The sequence below is a fragment of the Alexandriicola marinus genome (assembly GCF_004000435.1).
Classification (GTDB): Bacteria; Pseudomonadota; Alphaproteobacteria; order Rhodobacterales; family Rhodobacteraceae; genus Alexandriicola; species Alexandriicola marinus.
Map to the genome: position 1 here is coordinate 24,204 of NZ_RBVZ01000013.1, position 20,766 is coordinate 44,969.

The window sequence follows — 20,766 nt, forward strand, 5'->3', positions numbered from 1 at the left end:
CAGATGGAGAAATGGCATATGCATATTTCAATCGCATTGGCCACCTTTAATGGAGAAAAGCACATAATGGAACAGCTTGAGAGCTTTTCGGCACAAACTGTTCTTCCTGATGAGTTGGTCATCTGCGACGATTGCTCAACGGACAAAACCATTGATTTAGTTTCGCATTTCGCGACAACGGCCCCCTTCAAAGTAACTCTGATCGAAAATGAAAAGAATCTTGGGCATGTGCAGAATTTCTCAAAAGCATTGTCCTTCTGTAGTGGTGATGTAGTGTTTCTATCCGACCAAGATGATAAGTGGTTTCCCAGAAAAATCGAAAAAATACGGAGTGCCTTTCAAGAAAACCCAAATTTATGGATTGTCGTTCACGACGGCGAGCTCACTGACGGGAAGCTTTCACCTTCGGGACAAACTAAGATGTCGCAAATCCGAAGGGGGTATGGCAGCATCGTAAACATTTCGACTGGCGCCCTGAGCGCAGTACGGAAGGACCTCTTGAAATATTGTCTACCAATCCCGCCTAGTATCAAGGCGCACGATTCCTGGATCCATCTAGTCGCATCACTACTTCCAGCCAGACGATTAGTCCTAAAACAGACACTGCAGTACATCAGACGACATGAATCAAATACTTCGAGCTGGGTTGTCAATAGAGGCACGAAAATAAATCGTTTTGACGTTATTCGCGCTCACGCCAACTCGGAGCCTGCACACGACTATACCGATCGTCTTGCAATAAACACCGGCCTCAAAGATGTTATAGGTCAGATGCTCAACGAACTGATTGATCCATCTGATCTATACGCAGCGCGCAACATTGAAGCTCGGCTGGCAAGTGAACACAAAGCAATTAAATTGCGCCAAGCTCTGGTGAGGTTTCCGTCATTTAAACGCAAGTTATATTCGACTTATATGCTCCTAAGTGGTAAATACATGCATTTCAACGGAATTCGTAGTTTTATTCGGGATATTATCCGTTGATGTGTATTATTGGTTGCAACGATAGTTTGCTCTTCAGCTGTTTTCAGGCGTACTAAGATGTATAAGTTCTATACCGACCTTGTGAGCAGTGATGCCTGAAGCGAGGACAGACATACACGTGTTGCTGATCACGCCTGACGTCAAGGAACGAGGTGGACGTGAGCAGTTATCGCGCTTGCTGCTGGAGAATTTGCGGGGGGTCACCGGGGACCGGATCGAGATCTTTCGCCTCCCCCGCCCTCAGTTCAAGACAAGTGTTCTAGAGCGTCTTTCCGGTCGAATCGACGGGATCACTGTGCCGAGCGAAGCAGAGCTGCTCAAGCGCCTGTCTCAGATCTCTCCGGATTGCATTTTTATCGACGGCTCTAATCTGGGGCGCCTTGCAAGATTTCTACGCAAAGCCGGCGTCACGCTCCCGATCGTTACTTTTTACCACAATGTTGAGGCTCGTTTCTTTTTCGACGCGCTGCGGGCCGCACCTTCGGTACATGCCTTGGGCGTGCTCATCGCAAATACCATCGCGGAACGCTGGGCGGCGACATATTCCAAGCGTCGCATCCTACTCAACGAACGCGACGCACGGCTGCATGCCCGCCTCTATCGCCACACTGGAACCGATGTGCTGCCGATGGCGCTGCGCGATCAATATGATCCCGCAGCCGCCGAGGCGGCACGCCCTTGGGACAAGCCCTATGCCCTGTTTGTGGGCGGCGGCTTCTACGCAAATGTCGAAGGCATGGCGTGGTACGCACGCGAAATTGCGCCAAACGCGCCGCTCACCACGGTGGTGGTGGGGCGTGGCATGGAGGAACACCGCGAACGGCTGGAACAGTACGGCGGCGTCAAGGTAGTTGGCCCTGCGGACGATCTGGGGCCATGGTACGCCCACGCGCATGTGGTCGTCGCACCGATCCTGTCGGGTTCGGGAATGAAGACCAAGACCGCCGAGGCGCTGATGCACGGCAAGCCGATCATCGGCACGCCCGAAGCCTTTACCGGATACGAGATCGGCTGGACGGATCGGCTCGTGGAGTGCGAAACTGGCAGCGATTTTCTGGATGCACTTCGAATCGCCAACGGGCGCGAACCAGGGTTCGACCCGGAACTGCGCGCGCATTACGACCGCTTCCATTCGCCGGCCGCGATGCGCGATCGGCTCGGCAGGATTGTCGACCAGGCATGCGTATTATGATGTTGCAAGACGCCCGGCCTCCGCTAGGTCTTGACTCCACAACAAAGGTGTTGCTTCGCGAGCGACGCAGATTTGGACTGCTCAATTCTGGATGGGGCATATGATGAAAACTTTTCTGAGATCGCTGGTGCCCGAAGCATGGCAGGTGCCGGTCAAGTACCGGATCAACGCATGGCGCGGGCAGCTCGAACCCGAGCTCGAGATCCTCGAATATGTCGTGCAGCGGGGCGATCGAGCGATCGACATCGGGGGAAACCGCGGGATTTATACGCTGGCCCTGTGGCGCGAGGGCGCCACGGTCGAGGTGTTCGAACCCAATCCGGTCTGCGCGAATGTCGTGTCCGCTTGGGCGGCGGGCAAGCCTGCGGTCACTGTACATCGGGTCGGCCTATCCGATCGGGCGGGCACCGCGTCGCTCCACATCCCGGTCGACGAGGCGGGGCACGAACACGACGCGTCCGCTTCTTTGGGCGATCATCATATCGGCAGGACGCGCGAAGAAGTGGTGACGATCGAAGCGCTCGACAGCTTCGGCTTCGAGGACGTGGCATTCGTGAAGATCGATGTCGAAGGCCACGAATACAACGCCCTGCGCGGGGCGGCTCAGACGCTGCAATCGCAGCTTCCGGCGATCCTGGTCGAGATCGAGCAGCGCCACAACGCGCGCCCAATCACCGAGGTTTTCGACCTCGTGCTTGGTTGGGGTTACGAAGGCTACTTTCTGCGCGAAGGAAAACTGGTCCCCATCGACCGGTTCGATGTCGAACGCGATCAGGCGATGGAACATTTCGATGACGACAGCAGCGCCTACATCAACAATTTTCTCTTCCTCGGCAAAACGAAGATCGCGCTAGGACGCTACGCGAAGCTGCTGAAGGCACGGTCATAAATGCTGGGCCAGGCGTGAAAATCCTCGTCGTCACACCGCTTTTCGCCCGTTCGGGCGTCGCGCTGGCGCAGGTCCGCTTCGCGCGCGCCTTGCAGCGGCGCGGCCACGAGGTGGTGCTAGTGGTGGGGCACATCAACCGCGAATACGGCTTCGATCCGCCCGAGGATCTGACGGTGCGCGTGCTCGATGCGCCCAATGCGCGCGGCATGTTCTGGCCGATCGTGCGATACCTGCGCGAAGAGCAGCCGGAAGTCGTCTTCTCCGCCGAAGACCACCTGAATACCTTCGTGCTGGCGGCAGCGATCCTGACGGGTTCGAGAGCGAAGATCAGCGGATCGTGCCGGGTCACCCCCTTCGACACCTATTCGAACACCCCGCTGACAAAGCGCTGGCTGCTCAAGCAGTTCGCGCGCTTGGTCATGCCACGCGCCGATGCGCTGACCTGCGTGTCGCAGGACATGGTGGCGCAATATCGGCAGGTCTTTTCCTCGCCGCCCCATGTGTGCGTCTACAATATCGTCGACGATGCGACCTCGCGCGCGAAAATGGCCGAACCGGTCGATCATGCCTGGCTGGGCGACACGTCCGTGCCCGTGGTCGTCGCCGCCGGTCGGCTCGCCCCGTGGAAGGGTTTCGACACGCTGATCGGGGCAATGGACTTGCTGAAGGAGCGACGCACGGTCCGCCTGATGATCCTCGGCGATGGGCCGCTGCGTGTGGAATTGCAGGAACAGATCGACGGGCTGGGCCTGTCCGACCGGGTCGATCTGGTCGGCTATGTCGACAATCCGCTGAAATATTTTCGCGAAGCGCAGGCCTTCGTGCTGTCCTCGTTGGTGGAGGGCATGCCCAATGTGCTGGTCGAAGCTATGTTGGCCGGGTGCAGCCTGGTATCCACCGATTGCCCCACCGGCCCACGCGAACTACTGCGAGAAGGACGGTATGGGCGTCTCGTTCCGGTTGGCGATGCGGCGGCCATGGCCGGTGCTATAGAGCAGGCGCTTGACGACCCGATCCCGGCCGACCGGCTGGAAGAGGCGCTGGCCCCTTTCCGCGAGGAGACCGTGATCGCGCGCCATTTCGAACTGCTGGGGCTGGCGGCGTGAAGATCGGCCTCAACGCCACGATCCTGAACGATCGGCCCTCGGGCGCGCGGCAGCGCTTCGTCGGCATCTATGGCGCGCTGATCCGGCAGCAGCCTGAGAACGAATTCGTGATCTACGAGCCGCGCGACTGCCGCTTGGGCAAATGGTTCGCGGGCCAAGACAACGTCTCGTGTCGCCCCACCCCGATCCCGAGCACGGGGCGGGTTGGCAAATTTCTTGCCGGAGCGCGATACTGGCGCGAGGCGCACAGGCGCGATTCGTTCGATGTGTTCGAAGCGATGCACATGCCGCTCACCCGCCCGGCGGATGCGCCCACTTTACTGACGATCCACGACGTCAGGGGGCTGCGCGACACCGCCAACCTCCTCAACCGAACACTCTTCGTCCGCGTGTTGCGCGATGCGCTGAAACGTGCGGACCACGTGGTCACGGTGTCGCATGCCATGCGCGCCGAGATCTTGGATTTCTACGATCGCACGCCCGTATCGGTGGTGTACAACGGGTTCGACGCGGGCGGCGCGGGCGAGGTGTCGCAGGCAGAAATGGCGGAGTTTCGTAGCCGGCATGGCCTGCCGGAAGGCTATGTGCTGGCGGTGGGTCATCTCGAAGACCGCAAGAACTACGCGCGGCTGATCGAGGCCATCGCGGTTCTGGCCGCGCGCGGGGTCGATTGCCCGCTGGTCATCATCGGCAACGACAGCGGCCACGGCGCCGCGTTACGCCAGCAAATCGCGAAACTGCAGCTGGAAGGAAAGGTCACGCTGCTCAGCGGGCTGAGCGATGCGGACGTGCGCCGCGCCTATCATGCTGCGCGCCTGCTGGTATTTCCTTCCGCCTACGAAGGCTTCGGCATCCCGATTCTGGAGGCGATGGCCGCCGGAACGCCGATGGCATTGAGCGATCTGGAAATCTTCCGCGAGATCACCGAAGGCAAGGTGATCTATTTCGACCATCGCAGTGTCGAGGCCATTGCCGATGCGGTGGAACTGGGCGTGTCCTCGCAGGAGCGGCGGGAGGAAATGATCGCATACGGATCGCGCCGGGTGCAAGATTTTGCGTTCGGCGCCTTGGCAGCGCAACTCTCCGCGGTCCATAAGTCTCTCGCCAGCCAGCCAAAGGCTTTTTCCGCTTGTTTACCTTAATCGCCCGATCCCCGCGTTTCGCACGCTACAAGCGAGGCCGTTGAGACGTCATGTGCGGAATCTGCGGGATCCTTTCGCATCAAGCGGGCGGCGAGCCGGAGCCGATGGTGCAGGCCATGGCCCGCAGCCTGCACCATCGCGGCCCGGACGACGAGGGCGTATGGGCGGACGCCGGCAGCGGCATCGTGCTCGGCCATCGCCGTCTCTCGATCCTCGATCTCAGCCCGGCGGGGGCACAGCCGATGGCCTCGCCATGCGGGCGATTCATGGTCGCGTTCAACGGCGAGATATACAATCACCTTGCGCTGCGCGATGCGCTGGAGGCCGAGGATGCGGCGCCCCTCTGGCGGGGGCATTCGGATACTGAAACGCTGCTCGTCGCGATCGCGCGCTGGGGCCTGCCCTCCACTCTGCGGCGCGCCAGCGGCATGTTCGCGATCGCGCTGTGGGATCGGCAGGAGCGCACGCTGAGCCTCGCGCGCGACCGGATGGGGGAGAAGCCGCTCTATCTAGCCGAACTACCCGATGGCTGGGCCTTCGCATCTGAGATCAAGGCGCTGTTGGAAGTGCCGGCCTTCAAGCCCGTGTTGTGTCGCGACGCGATCGCTGCATACCTCGCATATAGCTACGTGCCCGAAACGCTGTGCATTTTCCGCGACGTGCGCAAGGTCGCGCCGGGGCACATCGCGACGCTTTCGCTCAATCGCAAATCCATCGCGATCGAACCGTACGAAAGCTTCGCCGATCTCGCAGAGGCGGATCGCGCGGACGCGCCCGCCGATCCTCTTGCGTCGCTCGAAGCGGTTCTCGGCGATGTCGTCGAAGAGCAGACGCTCAGCGACGTTCCGCTGGGATGCTTCCTTTCGGGCGGAGTGGATTCGTCGCTGATCGCATCGCTGATGCAGAGCCGCGCAACACGGAAGGTGCGCACCTTCGCGATCGGGTTCGACGACGAACGCTTCAACGAAGCTCCGCACGCCGCGGCGGTGGCGCGGCATCTGGGCACCGATCACACCGAGATCATCCTGTCCGAACGCGACGCACTGGACGTGATCCCCCGGATGCCAGCGATCTACGACGAGCCATTTGCCGATTCATCGCAGATTCCCACCACCCTGCTATGCCGTGAAGCGCGCCGATCCGTAACCGTAGCCCTCACCGGAGATGGCGGAGACGAGATTTTCGGCGGCTATAATCGCCATGTCATCGGCCCGCGGCTGCTCGCCAATCTGCAACGCGTGCCGTGCGCCGTGCGACAAGTGGGCGGGCAAGCGGTCGCGGCACTTGCGCCGCTGATCGTGGCCGAGAATGGCGGCCTGCGCACTCTTGCCAGGAAGATGCGCCTGCCCATCACGGCGCTGGACAATGTGGCCAAGCTCGCCCCCCACGCCGCACTGATCGACAGTCTGCCCGCGCTCTACCAGCATCTCACCCGCTCGGTCGCCGATCCGTCAGGGCTGCTGAGCGAAGCCGCGAAAGTCGCCGATCCTGCCGATCCGCTGGATGGTTCCTCGAATGTCTCCCCGTCCGAGTGGATGATGGCGATGGACAGCGTGACCTACCTGCCGGGCGATATATTGGTGAAGGTGGACCGTGCTGCGATGGCCGCGTCCCTTGAAACGCGGGCGCCGTTTCTGGATGCGCGTGTGGTAACCGCTGCTTGGAAGCTGCCGCTTGAACTGAAAATCGCTGACGGCAAGGGCAAGCAGGCCCTACGATCAATCCTTGATAGGTATGTGCCTCGAGATCTCATCGAGCGCCCGAAACAGGGCTTTTCAATCCCGTTGGATCGATGGTTGCGTGGTGCCTTGCGGCAATGGGGCGAGAGCCTTTTGTGTGATGACGATCTTGTTGATCTAGCCGGCCTGAAACGCACCGCAATCCATAAATTGTGGAAGCTGCATCAGTCGGGTAACGCAAACAACGGTACCCAGCTTTGGACCATTCTGGTGTTGCTGGACTGGTTAAGGCACTATCGTCATGACGTTGTGCGTGTGCCGGACCTTCTGCCTGTTATTGCATGAAAGTCTAATTTTTATGCTGCCCTACTGGCTTTTCTTCCTCGTCCCGGCGCTTGCGGCCCTCGCATCTGGCCCTGTCATGAGAGTGCGGGCCGATGGGACGCGTCCGCTGCGGATCGACGCCACTTGGATGCTGATGATTGTGGCACTCAGCCTAATCATCGGATTTCGCTACGAAGTGGGCGGTGACTGGGGCAACTATTTTCGATACCTGTTTGGTGCCGCAAATCTGAACTTTTCGGACCTCGGTGGCTTAGAAGATCCGGGCTATTGGGCGCTCAACATCCTTTCGGTGAAACTCGGTTTCGGCATGACAGGGGTCAACACCTTCGGTGCCTTCATTTTTTCCATTGGCCTTGTCGTATTCTGTAGAAGTCTGCCGCGTCCGTGGCTGGCGTTGGCCTGCGCCATGCCCTACCTCGTCACGGTGGTTGCCATGGGCTACACGCGCCAAGCAATCGCTTTAGGCTTGCTGATGATCGGTCTTGTCATGCTGGGCCGCCAACGGTTCGTGTTTTTTACGCTTTGGGTGCTTGCCGGGGCGCTATTTCACAAATCTGCGGTTGTGCTCATACCAATAGCGGCTTTGACAATTTCAAAGAACCGGTTCTTCACCGTATCGCTTGTCGCTGCGGCAACTGCTTTGGGCTACGTCACTTTGTTGGCCGACAGCGCCGCAAATTTGATCGATAACTATGTCGATGAAAATTTCGAGTCTGCGGGCGCATTAATTCGTCTTACAATGAACGCTATTCCGGCTTTTATTTTCTTGCTTTACCGCAAGCGCTTCGCTTTATCTTCGGCCGAGAATAAGCTCTGGCTGATATTATCGCTGATGGCCGTTGGCATGTTTCTTGCGTTTTTCCCAACAAATCTAAGCACGGCGCTTGACCGCATGGCGCTTTACATAATCCCCTTACAATTGATGGTTTTTGCGCACCTTCCAGATGCGATCGGCGTCTTCGGTCGGCGCAACCAAGCAATCGTCGCCCTCATCCTATTCTACTACGCTATGATCCTGTTCGTCTGGCTCAATTTTGCAGATCATTCGCACCGCTGGGTGCCCTACCAGATGGGGATAGGATAATTGAATCTCGTAAAGTCAGGACTGTGGCAACAGGGTCGTCCCAGTCAAGCAGTTTTCTGGATGCGGCTTCCCCCGCACCTGCAATTTTGTTCTGCCTCTCGAATCATTGGAAGATCTGTCTGCCTTTTAGAGGAGGCCGCCACAATAGTGCCTGCTCGACAGTGGTTTGAGAACATAATTCACCCTCGGCACCATAAAGGTTGCGCAACTACAAGCTCGCGCAATGCAGTTTGCAAGGAATGACTATGATGGCTATCGCGCGCAGTCAGCCAAGAAAGTTCAACGAGGCAACATTGGCTACTGTAATTCACCCGGTTCTCATATGTGGCGGCTCTGGAACGCGGCTTTGGCCACTGTCGCGCAAGTCCTATCCTAAGCAGTTCGTCATGCTGATCGGCGAGGCGAGCCTTTATCAGGCCTCGGCGCGTCGCTTGTCTGTCGAGGGATTTGCTTCTCCGACGATTGTCACTACCGCTGATCTCCGGTTCATTGTGATCGAGCAGCTCGCCGCGCTCGAGATCGCGCCTGCCGATGTGCTGATCGAGCCCTGTGCCAAGAACACCGCCGCCGCCATTTGCGCCGCTGCGTTGTCACTTGAGGCCCGCGCGCCCGGCGCGCTTATGCTGGTTACCCCTTCGGATCACGTAATTCCCGACGCAGCCCTTTTCCGCGATGCCGTTCAGTCTGCAGCACCTGCCGCCTTGGACGGACAGCTTGTCACCTTTGGTATCCGCCCCAGCCACCCCGAAACGGGCTATGGCTGGCTCGAGCTCTCGGCCCCAACGCCAGACTTCGCTCCCGTTCCGCAACCCTTGCAAAGCTTTGTCGAAAAGCCGGACCTCGCGACAGCTGAGGCGCTTCTCGCGGGCGGCATGCACCTGTGGAATGCCGGAATTTTTCTGTTTTCCACTACTGCAATCCTTGTCGCCTTTGCCGCCCACGCGCCGGAGGTTCTGGCCGGCACCCGCGCCGCCTTTGACGCGGCCGAGAAGGATCTCTCCTTCACCCGCCTCGCGGGGGCCCCTTGGGCTGAGCTCCCTGATATCTCGATCGACTACGCAGTGATGGAACGCGCAACGAACCTGACCGTTGTCCCTTATGCGGGCGCGTGGTCCGATCTCGGAGATTGGCAGGCCGTCTGGCGTGAGGCCGAGGCCGACGCCACCGGCACCGTTACCGCTGGCCCCGCGAGTGCGCTTGATTGTCACGACACGCTTTTGCAGGCGACAAATGAGGCGCAGCAGCTTGTCGGCATCGGCCTGACGGACATCATCGCCGTCGCCATGCCAGACGCCGTGTTGGTTGCCCACAAGGACCGTGCGCAAGAGGTCAAGCACGCCGTAGCCGCTCTCAAGGCCAAATCCGTCCCGCAGGCCGAGAAGCTGCCGCGCGACTACCGACCCTGGGGCTGGTATGAAAGCCTCGTCGTAGGCCCACGCTTTCAGGTGAAACGCATCGTTGTCCACCCTGGCGAGGCGCTAAGTCTGCAAAGCCACCACCACCGCGCCGAACACTGGATCGTGGTAGAGGGTACAGCAAAGGTGACTGTCGATAATGAAGTGAAACTCTTGGCGGAAAACCAGTCCGTCTATATCCCCCTCGGCGCCGTCCACCGCATGGAAAACCCCGGTAAGTTGCCGCTGACCCTGATTGAGGTGCAGACCGGCAGCTACCTCGGCGAGGACGACATCATCCGATACGAAGATGTTTATGCGCGTGGGCAAGGGGCAAAGGGATGAAAGAGGAACATTTCAGTCAATGAACATTACAAAAATAGAGCTTCCGGATGTGTGGCTGTTCAATCCTCGCCGCCAAGGCGATCACCGTGGTTTTTTTGCGGAAACCTATAGCCAGCGGGCCTATGCTGCGTGGGGGATTGATGCCAGTTTCGTCCAAGACAACCACTCGGTTTCTGCGGCTGTGGGCACGGTGCGGGGCTTGCACTTCCAGGCGCCGCCCGCTGCGCAGGCTAAGCTGGTGCGCTGTGGGCGGGGTGCCATTTTTGATGTGGCGGTCGATATTCGGCGCGGCAGCCCCACCTATGGCCGCTGGGCAGGCTATACGCTCAGCGCAGAAAGCGGCGCGCAGCTTTATATTCCGGTGGGCTTTGCCCATGGCTTTGCCACGCTCGAGCTGGACAGCGAGATTATCTACAAATGCAGCGATTATTACGCCCCGGAAACCGAGGGTGCGCTGCGCTGGGATGACCCGGATATTGGCATCAAATGGCCCCTCACCAGCGCACCGGTGTTGAGCGGGAAAGACGCCGCAGCCCCTCTGCTGGCCGGCTTTAACAGCCCATTCACCTTTGAGGGATAAGAGATGAAGCTACTGGTCACAGGGGGTGCGGGGTTTATCGGCTCGGCCGTGGTGCGGCTGGCGGTGGCGCGTGGGCATCAGGTGGTCAACCTAGATGCGCTGACCTATGCCGCCAATCTGGCCAATGTGGCGCCGGTGGCGGATAGCCCGCTCTATGCCTTTCAGCAGGCCGATATCCGCGACCTCGCAGCGCTGGATGCGTGTTTTGCCGCGCACCAGCCAGATATCGTGATGCATCTGGCGGCCGAATCCCATGTCGATCGCTCTATCGATGGGCCTGCCGAATTTATCGACACCAATATCACCGGCACGTTCAACATGCTCGAGGCCGCGCGCACATATTGGATGGCGCAAGGCAGGCCCCAAGGGTTTCGCTTTCATCACATCTCGACAGACGAGGTCTTCGGCTCATTGCCTTCTGACCCGTCAGTAAAGTTCACCGAAGCCACGGCCTATGACCCGCGCAGCCCCTATTCCGCCTCCAAGGCCGCGTCAGATCATCTGGTTCGCGCCTGGCACGAGTCATACGGCCTGCCCGTGGTGCTGAGCAATTGTTCCAACAATTACGGCCCCTACCATTTCCCCGAAAAACTGATCCCGGTCGTCATTCTGAACGCGCTCGCCGGCAAGCCATTACCGATCTATGGCGATGGCAGCAATGTTCGCGATTGGCTCTATGTCGAAGACCACGCGGATGCGCTGCTGCTGGTGGTCAGCCAAGGCCAATTGGGGCGCAGCTACAACATTGGCGGCGAGAACGAGCGCACCAATCTGCAACTGGTCGAAACCATCTGCGCCATCCTAGATCAGCTGCGACCGCGGGAAACAGGCGCCTATGCCGATCTGATCACCTTCGTCACCGATCGGCCCGGCCATGATGCGCGCTATGCCATCGACCCGTCGCGCATTCGCACGGAACTGGGGTGGCGCCCCTCCGTGAGCGTGGAAGAAGGTCTGGAGCGCACAGTACACTGGTATCTCGAAAACGAAGATTGGTGGCATCCGCTCTTGGCGCGACAGGGTGTAGGGCAGCGGCTCGGCACGACATGAGCAAGATTCTCGTCTTCGGCACCAGCGGCCAAGTGGCCACTGAGTTGCGGTGTCTCGCGCCTGTGCAGGCCTTGGGCCGGGACACGGTTGATCTCGCCAACCCTTCTGCCTGTACTGAAGCCATCCGTGTCCATCGGCCCACTGCGGTGATCAACGCCGCCGCCTACACGGCCGTTGACCGGGCCGAGGCAGAGGAGGCTCTGGCCACCGCAATCAACGGCGCGGCCCCTGCTGCAATGGCCGACGCCTGTGCCGCGCTGCATATTCCTTTGGTACATATTTCTACGGATTACGTGTTTTACGGTGAAGGCACGCGCCCCTTTGCCCCAAATGATGCGACCGCGCCGCAAACTGCCTATGGCCGAAGCAAACTCGCGGGCGAGCAGGGTATTCGCGCCACGGGCGCGTCCCACGCAATCCTGCGCACATCATGGGTGTTTTCCGCCCATGGCACCAACTTCGTCAAGACCATGGTCCGCCTGTCAGAAAGTCATAACGAACTGCGCGTGGTCGACGACCAGGTCGGCGGGCCCACGCCTGCACGGGCCATTGCAGCCGCCTGCCTGGAACTCGCTCGGCAGCTCCAAGCCGATCCTGGGAAATCGGGCACCTATCATTTTACCGGCGCACCCGATGTCAGCTGGTGCGATTTTGCCCGCGCGATATTCGCGGCGGCAGGCCGTGCAACTCGCGTTCAGGGCATTCCGACGCGCGAATATCCCACGCCTGCTTCACGACCGCTGAATTCAAGGCTGGATTGCAGCACCATGGAGACAACGTTCAACATTCCCCGCTCGGACTGGCGCGCAGGGCTGGCCGACACATTGACAGAACTGGGGTTTCCACATGACCGAGCGTAAAGGGATCATACTGGCCGGTGGGTCAGGGACGAGGCTTTACCCAATTACGATGGGTGTGTCTAAGCAGCTTCTGCCGATCTATGACAAGCCCATGATCTATTACCCGCTGACGGTGCTGATGCTGGCAGGCATTCGCGACATCATGATCATCACCACCCCGCACGACCAAGACCAATTCATCCGCACCTTGGGTGATGGCAGCCAATGGGGCATCGCACTGCATTACAAGGTACAACCAGGCCCTGATGGACTGGCTCAGGCCTTTATTCTGGCCGAGGAGTTTCTGGCGGGCGGTCCCGCCGCCATGGTGTTGGGTGACAACATCTTCTTTGGGCATGGCTTGCCGGAGCTGCTGCAAGAGGCAGAAAAAACCACCACCGGCGCAACGGTCTTTGGCTATCGCGTTGCCGATCCTGAGCGCTACGGAGTGGTGGATTTTGACGTTGATGGCACGGTGAAAAGCATCATTGAAAAGCCGCCCGTGCCACCGTCGAATTATGCTGTCACGGGTCTTTACTTCGTGGATGGTACGGCAGCGGAACGTGCTAGGGACGTGCGTCCTTCACCGCGCGGTGAGCTGGAAATCACAAGCCTGCTGGAAAGCTACCTCCAGGATGGCATGCTCAGCGTGCAGAAAATGGGCCGCGGATTTGCCTGGCTGGACACGGGCACGCATGCCAGTTTGCTGGACGCCGGGAACTTCGTGCGCACGCTGACAGAACGGCAAGGTCAGCAAGTGGGGGCGCCCGACGAAGTGGCTTTCGAACTGGGGTGGATCACGAAGGAGCAGCTTCAAGCCCGTGCAAAGCAATTTGAGAAAAACGACTATGGTCGCTATCTTGATAGCTTGGCTCCGATCCATGGCTAGAGAAAAAAACCTTGTTCTGGTTGTTGACCTCGACGGAACCCTCCTGCGCAGCGACATGCTCTTTGAGAGCTTCTGGTCGGCCTTCGGTCTTGACTGGCGCAGCCCGTTCCTTTCTGTCGCCGCGCTGACTGGCGGCCGGGCATCGCTCAAGCGCCATCTCGCGGTGGCGTCAGCCGTCGAGGCTGCCACTCTCCCCTACGATCCCAAGGTGATCGCGTTCGTGCAGGAGTGGCGCGCGTCTGGCGGACGAACAGCGCTAGTGACCGCGAGCGATCGAGATTTCGCTGAAGCAATCGCCTCGCACGTCGGCATCTTCGACGAGGTCCATGGCTCTGATGGCAAACTGAACCTGGAGGGCGAGCATAAAGGACAATTTCTGGAAGAGTGGTTCGGATCGAAGGGCTTCGCCTATAAGTCACAGCTATCATCGGCCAGCCCATTCACGGCACAGGACACCGCTGAAGGATCCAATCAATATACTAAAGATAAGGCGCAGCACAGATGCCCCACGGCCTTGCAGTATGAAAGCCGTAGACCATGTAACCGGATCGTAATATGACTAAATAAGTTAGTACCGCGCCGTCAAACCTCAGCGGCAACATGAACTTTCGAGGAAAGAGAGCAATGATTGAGCTACTCCCCGGTCCTTGGACAGTTTCCGGCGTAATTTAACCTACTCTCTGCCCTTGCTGGTCGGTTTCGATCTGGTTGAAGTAGACCACGGCGGGCGGTTGTCCGCCATGGGCGGCGTGGGGCCGCTGGTGATTGTAGAAGGTGATCCATTGGCCAACGCCCGCCTTCGCCTGCGAGCCGGTTTCCCAGCCGTGCAGATAGACGCATTCATACTTCAGGGACCGCCACAGCCGCTCGATGAAGATGTTGTCGATGCAGCGTCCTTTGCCATCCATAGAGATCCTGGTGCCGACCCTTTTCAGCCGGTCCGTCCAGACGAATGATGTGAACTGAGACCCCTGATCGGTGTTCATGATCTCAGGCGGACCAAACCTGTGGATTGCCTCGTTCAAAGCCTCGACGCAGAAGTCGGCTTCCAGCGTGTTCGATATGCGCCACGCCAGCACCTTCCGGGTATACCAGTCCATGATGGCGACCAGATAGAGGAAGCCGCGGCGCATCGGGATGTATGTGATGTCGGCGCACCAGACCTGATTGGGCCGATCGACCCGAAGTCCGCCGAGCAGATAGGGATAGGTCTTGTGCCCCTTTGCTGGCCGGCTTGTGTCGGGCTTCTGGTAGATCGGCATCAGGCGCATGAGCCGCATCAGTCGACGAATGCGCTTGTAGTTCACGACATAACCCTCGTTCCGCAGGTGCCATGTCATCTGCTGGACGCCGTAAAACGGTGTCTCGAAGAACTGCTTGTCGATCACCACCATGAGGTCGAGGTTCATCGCCGTCTCGCCCATCAGCTCGTAGTAGAACGACGACCGCGGGATCGACAGCAGACGGCATTGTGCCCCGACCGACAGGCGTGGATGGTTCTTATCGATCATCTCGCGCCTCACTTGCCGGTCCAGGGCTTGAGCTTTCTGGACAAAAAATCATTGGCCACAGCCAGCTCCCCGATCTTGGCATGCAACGACCGCACCGTTTCCTCGTCGATCTCGGGCGCTCTCTTGCCGCCCCGTTCAAAGATGTCGGCCGCGCCATCCAAAAGGGCCTTCTTCCACTGATGGATCATCGTCGGATGCACGCCGTATTCGGCGGCCAGCTCCGACACCGTGCGCTCACCCTTCACGGCTTCCAGCGCCACGCGGGCTTTGAACCCAGCGTCATGGTTCCTGCGCTTCTTCATGTTCTGATCTCCTCGTTCTTGGAGACCAGCAGACGTCAGATCGTAGCTTACGTCACTGTCCGATTTTCGGGGAGCAGCTCAGCCTTCCACATCTCGGCAGAATTTCGAGACAAATAGTTGTTCTACCGACGTTTATTCGACAGTCACAGACTTCGCCAAATTCCTCGGCTGATCCACGTCCGTTCCACGAGCGATTGCTGTGTTGTAAGCGAGCATCTGAGCGGCGATTGCATAAATAAGTGGAGCGATGACAACCGGGGCCGTGGGCATCACAATCACGTTCTGGACGTCACAAGCCAACTTTGCACCCGCTGCATCTGTCAAGAGCGTGACCTGCCCGTGCCGGGCCATGACCTCTTGCATGTTTGAGACCGTTTTATCAAAGAGGGCACCCGTCGGGGCAAAGATGACTACTGGCAATGTATTGTCGATGAGTGCGATAGGACCGTGCTTCAACTCGCCCGCAGCATAAGCCTCAGCGTGGATGTAACTGATCTCTTTGAGCTTAAGAGCGGCCTCCAGCGCCATAGGGAACATGACGCCCCGGCCAAGAAAGAGAACATCATCGCTTTGGGCTAGTTTTTGCGCGACTTGCGCGTAATCCTGTTCTCGGTCTAGCGCCTGAGAGATGAGACCTGGCACGGTGCTGATCTCCGACATGAGCGTTTTCAAACCCTCCGCATCGATTTTTTCACGCTCAACCCCAGCTTTAACAGCAAGCAACAATAGGGAAATTAATTGCGCCGTGAACGCTTTCGTTGATGCCACACCAATTTCCGGCCCTGCAAGAGTGGGTACCAGAACATCAGCCTCGCGCGCGATCGAGGATGTAGGCACATTTACAACGGCAAGCGTCTGACGCACCTGCCCAGCGACGTGTCGAAGCGCCGCAAGCGTATCAGCGGTTTCACCCGACTGGCTTACGACGATCAGCAAGTCGTCGTGTTGAAGTACGGGATCGCGATACCGAAATTCAGAGGCGATGTCGATCTCAACCGGTATGCGCGCAATCTGCTCAAACCAGTATTTAGCCACTTGGCAGGCGTAGAATGCTGTCCCGCAGGCCACCATGACAACCCGGCGTATCTCGTTGAACTGCACACCTTCCGGCAAAGTCAAAGCCCCACTACCCTCATTGATGTACGCGGCCAGAACCTTCTGAATAATGCTCGGCTGTTCAGCCATTTCCTTGGCCATGAAGTGTCGATGACCTGACTTGTTCGCGGCTGCGCTCTCAAGTGCAATCTTGACGATTGGCCGGTCAACTTCTTTCCCACCCGTATCGAATACCTGAACTGAACTGCGCGTAATTGCCGCCCAATCCCCTTCCTCGAGATAGGTTAGCTTGTCGGTAAGTGGTGCCAGCGCGATAGCATCGGAGCCGACATACATCTCATCACTCCCATGGCCGATCACCAAAGGTGAGCCACGGCGTGCTGCAATTAACAGATCCTCTTCCCCTTCAAACAGGAAAGCCAACGCAAATGCACCCTCCAGTCGCCTCAAAGTGGCATGCGTTGCGTCCAAAGGGGTCATGCCTTCAGCGAGATGACTTCTCGCAAGATGGACAATGGTTTCAGTATCGGTGTCGGACGTGAAATTGGCACCTGCTGCAGTCAGTTCGTCCCGAAGCTCCTGGAAGTTTTCGATGATCCCGTTATGGACAACCGCAACTGGCCCGGAGCGGTGCGGATGGGCATTCTCAACACTTGGAGCACCGTGGGTTGCCCAGCGTGTATGGCCAATGCCTGCAAACCCTCGAAGCGGTTCGCGTACCAGAATTTCTTGCAAGTTAATCAGTTTTCCTGCCGCCCGACGGCAGTCGAGGGCGCCTTTGTGAACCGTGGCGATGCCCGCACTATCGTAGCCACGGTACTCCAGCCGTTTCAGCGCACCCAAAATTACCGGAGTCACATCATGTGACCCCAGCACGCCAACGATACCACACATTATTGCCTGCCCTTCTACTTTGCTTGTTCGTTCCTACGATACATATCTGGTCTCGTTGAGAGACTTACTGGAAGCCGTTGCGGCAGACGATCTCAACTTGCCCGCAACTGTTCCGCTCCGACAGAAACTCGGGTCTTGCACAAACAAGTTGAGCGATGACAACCGAGGCCTGTCGCTATCTTCTCCACCTCTGCTACGAAGTTGGCAAATGGTCCTGTGTTCAGTGCGACCTAGTCGCAAGATTTCAGCATTTTGGGGTGGGGACACTTTGCCCGCAGGGTCGAAGCGCAGCATAATCGAAGATAAAAGGTCAAGCGGCACAGTTGCGGGACCTCTGCCAAAGCTTACCAGTCGTGCGATGCCGAACGTCGAAATGACCTTGCGCCAAACGCAGGCAAAATCAAACACCACAAAAGTGTAGCCTAGAATCAGAGGGCGCACCGTGGTGACGCTCCTGCCTTTATACTGAGATAATGTCTCCTCCATTGGCAGGAAGGCTTGGAAACCTTGGCGCTTGAGGTTTAAGTCTGCAATGTTTGAACAGTTTGGGTTCGATTGTACAATAAAAAGACTCATACCGCGATCAGGAATGGACCCCATTTATCGAATTTCTGCCTTTTCTTTAAGCTTTTGTGAACGACCCACTACAATCTCTCTTAGGATAATTTCCTTGTCCAAACGGGGCTGCGGCATCATTAGGACGTGTTGACAAAAGGGATTCACAGGGTTCGCTGATCGTGGTTCAAGCTGGTATCTGCGATGGAGACCAGCTTGGCACGAGACCTGATGTCCGACGAGGAATGGGCGTTCTTTGAGCGGTTCATCGTGGCTGTCCGCGCGCCGAATGGGCGCAAACCTACCGACCACCGCCCTGTTCTTGATGGAATATTCTGGATTTCCCGAACCGGTGCCCATTGGCGCGATCTGCCGGAAGAGTTCGGCAAGTGGCCAAGCGTCTACCGCCAGTTCCGGCGTTGGACGCTGGCGGTGCTCTGGGAGCAGACCATGGACGCCCTGAACGAAAGCGGCGCGGTCCCCCACGCACTGCAAATGATCGACAGCACCGTGGTTCGCGCCCATCATCAGGCAGCGGGCGCTAAAGGGGGACTCCGCGACAGGGTTTTGGCCGTTCGCGTGGCGGCTTCACTACCAAGATCCACCTCCTCGTCAATGCAGCAGGGCTGCCCATGAGGACGGAGATCACCGCGGGGCAAACCTCCGACTATCTCGGCTTCGATCTGGTCATGGCCGACAATCTGCCGGCACCGAGTGTTCAGCTGGCCGACCGAAGCTATGACGCTGACACCATTCGGGAAACCATGGCCAAACGGGATGTCCTGCCGGTCATTCCGATGCGCAAGTCCTGCAAAAAGCGCGTTGGCGTGGACCGATCACTCTACCGGCTGCGCAACCTGGTCGAACGGTGCTTCAACAAGCTGAAGAACGCTCGCCGGGTCGCCATCCGCTACGACAAAACAGCGGAGAGCTTCCTATGCTTTATCGACATCACGTCGATACGCCTCTGGGTGCGCCATTTGTCAACATGACCTAGTGGCAGGCCATAACTTACCCATTGGATCACGGTCACTGCAGGATTACAGAGGAACATCTTGACGAAGAGCTGTGCCAAAAATTGAGCTCGAAAGTAAATCGATATCAACTATTGATCATTTGGACTTCTCTTATCATTGCGATAGAATTTTTTAAAAAGGGTCGAGAGTCGTGATGTCTTTATTTTATTCGAGCTTGATCTTGAGGCCTGAACTTTCAGACTTGGTTTATTCAAGGCAAACTCAAATCAATGACGCAATAAAAAAAACACAAGAAAAACTTCCTTTTTCCAACATTTGTACGAGGTACGGATGCAACAGTATTCGTGCGATTTGGAACGTCGAAGGCGGACTTTTTAATGTGAATGCGCGATGGGAGTTTATACTGGGTTCGCTTTTTGAAGACGAGCGCGGATGTAGTCGCGAAGTCCCGAAGAAGTTTGATATATCAAATTCTTTTCAAAGAAAGCCGACAATACTCGTTATTAGGGGCGTTGCAGATTTTGAAAGGTTTTTCCGGATTTGTAATAGTCCTTGATTGCAAGCGGGAAAATAATTTACTAGAATTTCGATTAGTGCGATCTAGGGCAGACTTACGTACAGGTTCATATCTGTTCCGTCCCGAATGATCACTTAGATCCTCGCCGTTCCGCCCTGTTCATGGCAAACGCTATCCTTCGGGAGAGAGTGCGACCATGCTGATCTCTCTGCACAACTAGGCCACCATGACGACGAAGATACGGGCCGCGATCCAGGCGAGGACGGAGCCGGCGTGGCTGGTGGCCGAGCACTACGGGATTTCCGAACAGACGGTCTGGAAGTGGCGGAGCCGTGACGACGTCCATAACGAAAACAGAAAGGAAAACGCCGTCGCCTAACACCACTGCCGCAGGCCAGACCGCGCTTGAGTTATATGAAAACCCCACGCGATCCGGCCTGCTCATCGCATGGGTGGGTCACTTTTACTTCGGCCAAATGGGCCAGTTTTGAACCGGCGTTGACATCCTGTCTCACTCCTGTTTTGCTATGATTAGCCATGCTGGACGTTGCCAAATCCCTTCCGGAAGATCCCGAGGAACTACGACGGTTCACGGCGCTTCTGCTTGCCAAGGTGAAGTCGCAGGCGATGCTTATAGAGAAGCTGCGTCACCAGCTGGCCGGTCACCGCAGCCATCGCTTTGGCACCTCGTCGGAGACGATCGAACAGCTTCAGCTGGCGCTCGAGGCGAGCGAGGTCGCCGTCGCCAAGATGACCGCGAAGCTGCGGCTCCCGGATGAAGAGGAGAAGGACAAGCCGAAGCGCCGTCCCATCCCCGATCACATCCCGCGCCAGGAGATCGAGCTGACCACCGGCGACGAGGACTGTGCCCATTGCGGCGGAACCCTTCGCCGCCTCGGCGAGGATGTGACCGAAGAGCTGGAGTATGTGCCGGGCGCTCGACCATTGTTCTTGAACCAATGGCGAACAAGGTCTCGCCATCGTAAACCGGATCGTCCGTCCCCGCATGGCCTGTTCCGGTTGCGAAGCCTTCACCCAGGCTGCTTTGCCATCGCGACCGATCGAGCGCGGTCGCCCCGGCCCTGGCCTGCTGGCCCATGTCCTGGTCTCCAAATACGCCAACCATCTGCCGCTCTATCGCCAGAGCCAGATCTTCGAGCGCGAGGGGCTCGACCTCGACCGTTCGACACTGGCCGATTGGGTCGGCAAGTCCACCGCACTGCTGGAACCGCTCGCCGATGCCATCGGGCGGCATGTGCTGGCCGGACAGGCGATCTTCGCGGATGACACCCCGGCGAAGATGCTGGCGCCCAGCCGCGGCAAGACGGCGACAGCGCGTCTCCGGGCCTATGGTCGGGACGAGCGGCCCTGGAATGGCGATGCTCCACCCGCCAGCTGGTATTGCTTCTCGCCCGATCGGAAGGGCCAGCACCCCA

The 20,766-nt window shown here is 58.2% G+C and carries 18 protein-coding genes and 2 pseudogenes; 17 read left to right on the forward strand and 3 right to left on the reverse strand.

What is annotated here, in order from left to right:
- Positions 1 to 18 precede the first annotated feature (18 nt).
- The 13 genes from EP376_RS20010 to EP376_RS20070 all read left to right on the forward strand — a co-directional run bounded on the left by EP376_RS20010 (position 19) and on the right by EP376_RS20070 (position 14,077).
- Complete coding sequence (locus EP376_RS20010; protein WP_164745007.1) at positions 19 to 984, forward strand: glycosyltransferase; 966 nt, start codon at positions 19 to 21, stop codon at positions 982 to 984.
- Between the two features lie 118 nt (positions 985 to 1,102).
- On the forward strand, positions 1,103 to 2,176 hold the full coding sequence (locus EP376_RS20015) for a glycosyltransferase (protein WP_164745008.1): 1,074 nt from the start codon (positions 1,103 to 1,105) through the stop codon (positions 2,174 to 2,176).
- 103 nt (positions 2,177 to 2,279) lie between these two features.
- Positions 2,280 to 3,065, forward strand: coding sequence for an FkbM family methyltransferase (locus EP376_RS20020; RefSeq protein ID WP_164745009.1), 786 nt, complete (start codon positions 2,280 to 2,282; stop codon positions 3,063 to 3,065).
- Between the two features lie 14 nt (positions 3,066 to 3,079).
- A complete protein-coding gene (locus tag EP376_RS20025; protein WP_127657345.1) occupies positions 3,080 to 4,171 on the forward strand; it encodes a glycosyltransferase in 1,092 nt (363 codons plus the stop codon).
- On the forward strand, positions 4,168 to 5,313 hold the full coding sequence (locus EP376_RS20030) for a glycosyltransferase family 4 protein (protein WP_127657346.1): 1,146 nt from the start codon (positions 4,168 to 4,170) through the stop codon (positions 5,311 to 5,313). The genes EP376_RS20025 and EP376_RS20030 overlap by 4 nt, the downstream gene beginning before the upstream one ends.
- Positions 5,314 to 5,363: 50 nt before the next feature.
- Positions 5,364 to 7,337 carry an asparagine synthase (glutamine-hydrolyzing) gene (gene asnB, locus EP376_RS20035; RefSeq protein ID WP_127657347.1) on the forward strand — a complete coding sequence of 658 codons (1,974 nt, stop codon included), beginning with the start codon at positions 5,364 to 5,366 and terminating at the stop codon, positions 7,335 to 7,337.
- A 13-nt stretch (positions 7,338 to 7,350) separates the two neighbouring features.
- Positions 7,351 to 8,421: an EpsG family protein gene (locus EP376_RS20040; RefSeq protein WP_164745010.1), complete on the forward strand. Its 1,071-nt coding sequence runs from the start codon at positions 7,351 to 7,353 to the stop codon at positions 8,419 to 8,421.
- Positions 8,422 to 8,669: 248 nt separating this feature from the next.
- On the forward strand, positions 8,670 to 10,160 hold the full coding sequence (locus tag EP376_RS20045) for a mannose-1-phosphate guanylyltransferase/mannose-6-phosphate isomerase (protein ID WP_127657359.1): 1,491 nt from the start codon (positions 8,670 to 8,672) through the stop codon (positions 10,158 to 10,160).
- Positions 10,161 to 10,179: 19 nt separating this feature from the next.
- The gene (gene rfbC / locus EP376_RS20050) at positions 10,180 to 10,740 is read left to right on the forward strand and encodes a dTDP-4-dehydrorhamnose 3,5-epimerase (protein ID WP_127657349.1); all 561 of its coding nucleotides are present in this window, start codon (positions 10,180 to 10,182) and stop codon (positions 10,738 to 10,740) included.
- A gap of 3 nt (positions 10,741 to 10,743) precedes the next feature.
- Positions 10,744 to 11,790: a dTDP-glucose 4,6-dehydratase gene (rfbB, locus tag EP376_RS20055; protein WP_127657350.1), complete on the forward strand. Its 1,047-nt coding sequence runs from the start codon at positions 10,744 to 10,746 to the stop codon at positions 11,788 to 11,790.
- The gene (gene rfbD, locus EP376_RS20060) at positions 11,787 to 12,650 is read left to right on the forward strand and encodes a dTDP-4-dehydrorhamnose reductase (RefSeq protein WP_238928933.1); all 864 of its coding nucleotides are present in this window, start codon (positions 11,787 to 11,789) and stop codon (positions 12,648 to 12,650) included. Before rfbB ends, rfbD begins: the two co-directional genes overlap by 4 nt.
- Positions 12,637 to 13,518: a glucose-1-phosphate thymidylyltransferase RfbA gene (gene rfbA, locus EP376_RS20065; RefSeq protein WP_127657351.1), complete on the forward strand. Its 882-nt coding sequence runs from the start codon at positions 12,637 to 12,639 to the stop codon at positions 13,516 to 13,518. Before rfbD ends, rfbA begins: the two co-directional genes overlap by 14 nt.
- Entirely contained in the window at positions 13,511 to 14,077 is a 567-nt protein-coding gene (locus EP376_RS20070) for a haloacid dehalogenase-like hydrolase (RefSeq protein WP_127657352.1), read from the forward strand. Before rfbA ends, EP376_RS20070 begins: the two co-directional genes overlap by 8 nt.
- Before the next feature lie 109 nt (positions 14,078 to 14,186).
- On the opposite strand, the pseudogene EP376_RS20075 reads toward EP376_RS20070, so the two are convergent.
- From EP376_RS20075 to EP376_RS23670, 3 genes and pseudogenes are all read right to left on the reverse strand, one after another.
- Positions 14,187 to 15,331, reverse strand: a pseudogene (locus EP376_RS20075) (IS3 family transposase).
- A gap of 132 nt (positions 15,332 to 15,463) precedes the next feature.
- Positions 15,464 to 17,281, reverse strand: a complete 1,818-nt coding sequence (glmS, locus tag EP376_RS20080; RefSeq protein ID WP_127657353.1) for a glutamine--fructose-6-phosphate transaminase (isomerizing) — start codon at positions 17,279 to 17,281, stop codon at positions 15,464 to 15,466.
- 33 nt (positions 17,282 to 17,314) lie between these two features.
- The gene (locus EP376_RS23670; RefSeq protein WP_127657354.1) at positions 17,315 to 17,881 is read right to left on the reverse strand and encodes a transcription termination/antitermination NusG family protein; all 567 of its coding nucleotides are present in this window, start codon (positions 17,879 to 17,881) and stop codon (positions 17,315 to 17,317) included.
- 159 nt (positions 17,882 to 18,040) lie between these two features.
- On the opposite strand from EP376_RS23670, the gene EP376_RS20090 reads away from it, so the two are divergent.
- The 4 genes and pseudogenes from EP376_RS20090 to EP376_RS23395 all read left to right on the forward strand — a co-directional run.
- Positions 18,041 to 18,828 (forward strand): IS5 family transposase gene (locus tag EP376_RS20090; RefSeq protein WP_127657355.1). Its coding sequence is split into 2 segments (ribosomal slippage): positions 18,041 to 18,380 and positions 18,380 to 18,828, totalling 789 coding nucleotides; the frame shifts between segments, so codons are not numbered across the junction.
- Positions 18,829 to 19,556: 728 nt separating this feature from the next.
- On the forward strand, positions 19,557 to 19,709 hold the full coding sequence (locus EP376_RS20095) for a hypothetical protein (RefSeq protein ID WP_203331084.1): 153 nt from the start codon (positions 19,557 to 19,559) through the stop codon (positions 19,707 to 19,709).
- Between the two features lie 248 nt (positions 19,710 to 19,957).
- A pseudogene (locus EP376_RS23595) lies at positions 19,958 to 20,230 on the forward strand (transposase domain-containing protein); the annotation flags it as partial.
- A 106-nt stretch (positions 20,231 to 20,336) separates the two neighbouring features.
- Positions 20,337 to 20,766 (forward strand): IS66 family transposase (locus EP376_RS23395; RefSeq protein ID WP_240652488.1); only part of this gene is annotated, 430 nt, incomplete at its 3' end.